Genomic DNA, 6,111 nt, shown 5'->3' with positions numbered 1-6,111 from the left:
TGCGCAGGCGCTCAGCTACGACGACCTCGCCACGGCCGCCGGACGATTGCGTGCGCGCACCGAGCTGACCTTCGAATCGCGCACCTTCCAGCACGGCAGCCCGCAGTCGCCGGCCGCGCTGGTCGAGGTGGTGGCCGCCGGATCGGTGGGCGCGTCGGTGGTGCTGGTCGACGCGGACGGCGCGCTGACCGAGTCGCTCGCCGACGAATGGGTAACTCATCTGGTGACGGATCGGACCGGGCTGGACACGCTCGATCCGACGGCACTGGAGGACTTGCAGGCTGTGGTGCTCGACAATGGTGTCGGCCGCGTGCCCGCGGGGCCGTGGACGACCGTGACCGCTATCGTCGAGCTCACCGAGCTGTTCGGCGCCCGGTGAAGCGATTTGCGGCCATACGTAAGCCGCCGGTGATGTGACTATGCACACAGTCGGTTGGTTTGCTGTATCAGGGCGTCCGCTGGAAATGTGTCAAGGACGTGTTCTTACAGGCAGGATGTGCAGAGTTTTCATGTTTCGCTTGTCGGGGAATAGTCTGCCGGCTCAAGGACGGGGAATCAGGAAGCACGAAGCGGGGCTCGCGTGACGCGGCCCGCGCGGGTGCGGCCCACGCGCACCCGGCGACCTAGAGTCACCACCCTCCCGCAACTGATGGCAACCGCCGTCGAAGCCCATCCGACCGGGACGGCGGTCGTCTTCGCCGACGCGACCAGCTCCCGGGGGCACCTCACCTACGCGGAACTCGACGCCAGGTCCACGCGGTTGGCGCGGTTGCTGATCGATCGTGGGGTGGGTCCGGAGGATCTGGTCGCGGTGGGTATTCCGCGGTCGGTGGAGTCCGTGGTGGCGGTGTGGGCGGTGGCGAAGACCGGTGCGGGGTTCGTGCCGGTGGATCCGAACTATCCGGCCGATCGCGTCGAGCACATGGTGAAGGACTCCGGCGCCGTGCTCGGACTCGCCGTCGCGCGCGTGGTGGAGGACCTGCCCAGCGAGATCGAATGGCTGGTCATCGATTCCGACTCCTGCACCCGGGCCCTGGAGGACTACCCGGCCGAACCGGTCACCTACGCGGATCGGCTGCGCCAGTTGCGCGCCGAGCATCCCGCTTATGTCATCTACACCTCGGGGTCGACCGGCATGCCGAAGGGCGTGGTGGTCACCCAGGCGGGGCTGGCGGGTTTCTGTGCCGAGCAGCGTGACCGGTATCGGGTGACGAGTGCGTCGCGGACGTTGCATTTCGCGTCGCCGTCGTTCGACGCCTCGGTGCTGGAGTTGCTGCTCGCGCTGGGCGGCGCGGCCACCATGGTCGTGGTCGCGCCGACGGTCTACGGCGGTGACGAACTGGCCGCGCTCCTGCGCCGGGAAGCCGTCACACACGCGTTCATCACCCCGGCAGCGCTCGCGTCCGTGGACCCCACCGGGCTGGACGAGCTGCGCGTGGTGGTGGCGGGTGGCGAGGCGTGCCCGCCGGAGCTGGTGCGGCGCTGGGTGCGCCCGATCGCCGACGGCGAGCGCGAGTTCTACAACGGGTACGGCCCGACCGAGACCACGATCATGACGAACATCAGCGCGCCGCTGGTGCCCGGCGAAACGATCACGATCGGCGCGCCGATCCAGACGACCACCGAATACGTGCTGGACGAGCGCCTGGTGCCGGTCCCGATCGGCGTGGTCGGCGAGCTGTACATCGGCGGGCCCCAGCTGGCTCGCGGCTACCAATTGCGACCCGGCCTCACCGCCGTGCGTTTCGTCCCGAATCCGTTCGACCCGAATCACTCCCGGCTCTATCGCACCGGTGACCTGGTGCGTTGGACGCCGAACGGTGAGCTGGAGTATCTGGGCCGCAACGATTTCCAGGTGAAGATCCGGGGTTTCCGGATCGAGCTGGGTGAGATCGACGCGGTGCTGGCGGCGCACGAGACGGTGGACTTCGCGGTCACCGTCGGACACCAGCTCGACAGCGGCGCGACGATTCTCGCGTCCTATGTCCACGCGGCGACCGGTCACTCGATCGACACCGGCGAGCTGATCGCGCACGCCGAACGCAGCCTGCCGGTCCACATGGTGCCGACCTCGCTGACCGTGCTGGAGGAGATCCCGCTGACCCCGGTCGGCAAGCTGGATCGCCGTGCTCTGCCCGCGCCGCAGTTGCAGACCAAAGAGTTCCGCGCGCCGTCCGGAGCGCTGGAGCAATTGGTCGCGGGCGTGTTCGGCGATTTGCTCAGCGCGGGCGACGAGATCGGCGCGGACGACGACTTCTTCGAGCTGGGCGGCAATTCGCTGATCGCGACGCAGGTCGCGGCCCGGCTCGGCGCGTCGATCGGCGCACGGGTGCCCGCGCGGACGGTGTTCGAAGCGCCGACGGTCGCGCTGCTGGCCGCCCGGCTCGCCGAATTCGACACCGGCGCACAGCGTCCGGCGTTGGTGGCGGTGGAGCGTCCGGAGCGGGTGCCGTTGTCGTTGGCGCAGCGGCGGATGTGGTTTTTGAATCAGTTCGATACCGGGTCGGCGGGGAACAATATTCCGTTCGCGGTGCGGTTGTCGGGTGTGTTGGATGTGGCGGCGTTGCAGGCGGCGGTCGCGGATGTGGTCGGGCGTCATGAGACGTTGCGGACGGTGTATCCGGCGGTGGATGGTACGGGGTATCAGGTGGTGTTGCCTGCCGCGCAGGCCGTCCCCGACCTGACGCCGCACAGCCTGACCGCCGACGAGCTGCCGGAGTGGCTGGCTACGTTCGCCGCCGCCGGCTTCGATGTGGCGGCCGAGGTGCCCCTGCGGCTTTCGCTGGCGCGGATCGGCTCCGACGACTACGTCCTCGCCGTCGTGGTGCACCACATCGCCGCCGACGGCACGTCCATCGCTCCGTTGGTGCGCGACCTGATGACCGCCTATGTCGCGCGCGGCGCGGGCACCGCACCCGGCTGGGAACCGCTGCCGGTGCAGTACGCGGACTACACGCTGTGGCAGCACGCTGTGCTGGGCGATGAGAACGATCCCCGCTCGGCGGCCGCGACGCAGATCGCTTTCTGGCGCGAGGCCCTCGCGGGCATCCCGGATCGGCTCGACCTCCCCATGGATCGGCCGCGTCCCGCCTTGCCCTCCGGCCGCGGCGGCGTCTATACCTTCACCGTCGACGCACCGACCCGCGCCCGGCTCGAGGAGCTGGCGCACGCGCACGGCGCGTCGCTGTTCATGGTCGTGCACACCGCTTTTGCGGCGCTGCTGGCCCGCCTGTCCGGCACCTCCGACATCACCGTCGGCACGCCGGTCGCGGGCCGCGGCGAGGCGGAACTCGACGACTTGGTCGGCATGTTCGTCAACACGCTGGTGTTGCGGACCCTGGTCGATCCGGCGTCCTCGTTCGCCGAGCTGCTTGCGGCGACCAAGGAGCGTGACCTGGCGGCGTTCTCGCACGCCGAGCTGCCGTTCGAGCGGTTGGTCGAGGTGCTCGATCCGGTGCGTTCGCAGGCGCATCACCCGCTGTTCCAGGTCGCGCTGTTCTTCCAGAACATGGAACAAGCGCAGCTCGAGCTGCCCGACCTGTCCGTCGCAGCAGTCGAATTCGACGGCGCGGTGGCCAAATTCGATCTGCAGCTGACGGTGACGCCGCAGGAAGGTCCGGATGCGGGCCTGGCCGCCATGTTCACCTACGCCACCGACCTGTTCGACGAGGGTTCGGTCGCCGAGTTCGCCGCGCGCCTGAACCGGTTGCTGCGGGCCGTGGCGGCCGACCCCGATCGCGCCCTGGGCGCTGTCGACCTGCTCAGCGTGGTCGAGCGGGATCGCATCCTGCACGAGTGGAACGACACCCGGTACCCGGTTCGCTCCGAGCTGTTGCTCGACGGGTATCGCCGTGCGGTCGAGGCTCATCCGGACGCGATCGCCGTCGCCTATGAGGGTGCGGAGTTGACGTTCCGTGCGTTCGATGCGCGGGTGAATCGTTTGGCGCGGTTGTTGATTTCGCAGGGTGTGGGTGCGGAGTCGTTGGTGGGGTTGGCGGTTCGGCGGTCGTTGGATCTCGTGGTGGGGATGTATGCGATCGTGGCGGCGGGTGGGGCGTATGTGCCGTTGGATCCGGATCATCCGGCCGAACGCATCGCGCACATCCTGGACACCGCTCGCCCGCTCTGCGTCGTGACGACCGCCGCGGACGCGGCGGCGCTGCCCGGTGATGTCACGGCCCTCACCGTGGACACACTGGATCTCGGCGGTTTCGACGACAGCCCGGTGCGCGCGGAGGAACTCGTGCGTCCGGTCCTGCCGGAGCACCCGGCGTACGTGATCTTCACGTCTGGTTCGACCGGCCGCCCCAAGGGCGTCGCGGTTTCCCACGCGGCGATCAACAACCAGATCGCGTGGATGCTCGCGGAGTACCCGCTGGGTCCGGACGATGTGTACCTGCAGAAGACGGCGACGACGTTCGACGTCTCGCTGTGGGGTTATTTCATGCCGCTGCGCGTGGGCGCGAAACTCGTCGTCGCCACGCCGGACGGGCATCGCGATCCCGCCTACGTCGCGGAGACCATTGCCGCGCAGGGCGTGACGGTGACCGACTTCGTGCCGTCCATGCTGACGGTCTTCGCCGCGCACACCACGCCGGGCAGCTGCCCGACGCTGAAACACGTATTCGTGATCGGCGAGGCGCTGCCGCCGGAGACCGTCGGCGCCATGCAGGCGGTGTCCGACGCCGCCGTGCACAACCTGTACGGCCCCACCGAGGCGGCCGTCTCGGTGACCTACTGGCCCGCGGCGGCCGACGAGCGCACCGTCCCGATCGGTCTGCCGCAGTGGAATACTCAGGTCTACGTGCTCGACTCGTGGTTGCGGCCGGTGCCGGTGGGCGTCCCCGGTGAGCTGTATCTCGCGGGTGATCAGCTGGCCCGCGGCTATGTGCGGCGGCCCGATCTGACCGCCGACCGGTTCGTGGCGAACCCGTTCGGCAACGGCGAGCGGATGTACCGCACGGGCGACCTCGTCGTGTGGCGCAAGGACGCCGACGACGCGGTGCTCGACTACCTCGGCCGAACCGATTTCCAGGTGAAGTTCCGTGGTCAGCGGATCGAGCTGGGTGAGATCGAGACGGCGCTGCTGGCGCAGCCTTCGGTGAGCCAGGCGGTCGCCCTGGTCGCGGCTTCGTCGCTGGGTGATCAGCTCGTCGCCTACGTCGTTCCCGCTCCGGGCGACCGGATCGACGCGCAGGCACTGCGGTCCACTATCGGCGAGACCTTGCCCGCCTACATGGTTCCGGCCGCCCTCGTGGCGCTGGACGCGTTCCCGCTGAACTCCAGCGGCAAGCTGGACCGTAAGGCGTTGCCGGAGCCCACATTCGAGACCAAGCAGTTCCGTGCGCCCGTCACGGCGATCGAGGAGATCGTCGCCGAGGTGTTCGGTGCGGTGCTCGGTGTGAGCCGGGTCGGCGCGGACGACGATTTCTTCGCGCTCGGCGGTAACTCGCTGGTCGCCACCCAGGTCGTGGCGCGACTCGGTGCGGCGGTCGGCGCGCGGGTGCCCGTCCGGACTCTGTTCGAGGCGCCGACCGTGACGGGTTTGGCGGCGACGCTCGAGTCGCACACGCATGGTGAGCGCCGGGTGGAGTTGGGTAGCATCGCTCGTCCGGAGCGGTTGCCGTTGTCGTTGGCGCAGCGGCGGATGTGGTTTCTCAACCGCTTCGACCAGTCCGACGATGCTGCGGAGCAGATCGGTTCGGCGGCTTATAATTTGCCGTTTGCGTTGCGGTTGACCGGTGCGCTGGATGTGGGGGCGCTGGGTGCGGCGCTGCACGATGTGGTGGCGCGGCACGAGGTGCTGCGTACGGTGTATCCGGAGACGCCGGACGGTCCGGTGCAGGTGGTGTTGCCCGCCGCGCAGGTCTCGGTGGATCTCGGTCCGCGGGTGCTGGCCGAGTCCGAGGTGGCGAGCAGCGTGTACGCGTTGGCGGCGACGCCGTTCGACGTGACGACCGAGGTTCCGTTGCGGGCCGTGCTCATCCAGGTCGATGGAGCGCCCGAGACGTATGTGCTCGCGGTGGTGGTGCATCACATCGCGGCGGACGCGTCGTCGATGGGTCCGCTGGTGCGCGATGTGATGATTGCCTACGCGGCCCGCACCTCGGG

At 68.9% G+C, this 6,111-nt stretch carries 2 protein-coding genes; both read left to right on the top strand.

Features of this window, described 5'->3' with window-relative positions:
- Positions 1 to 379 (top strand): hypothetical protein (locus tag NNI01S_RS35560; protein WP_169813059.1); only part of this gene is annotated, 379 nt, incomplete at its 5' end.
- 270 nt (positions 380 to 649) lie between these two features.
- Positions 650 to 6,111, top strand: a 5,462-nt coding sequence (locus NNI01S_RS32810; protein WP_157115169.1) for a non-ribosomal peptide synthetase, incomplete at its 3' end; no start/stop codon positions are given.

The sequence above is a fragment of the Nocardia niwae NBRC 108934 = DSM 45340 genome (assembly GCF_001613465.1).
Lineage (GTDB): Bacteria > Actinomycetota > Actinomycetes > Mycobacteriales > Mycobacteriaceae > Nocardia > Nocardia niwae.
Note: the sequence above shows the minus strand (reverse complement) of the source record. Positions and strands in the feature narration are given on the sequence as shown.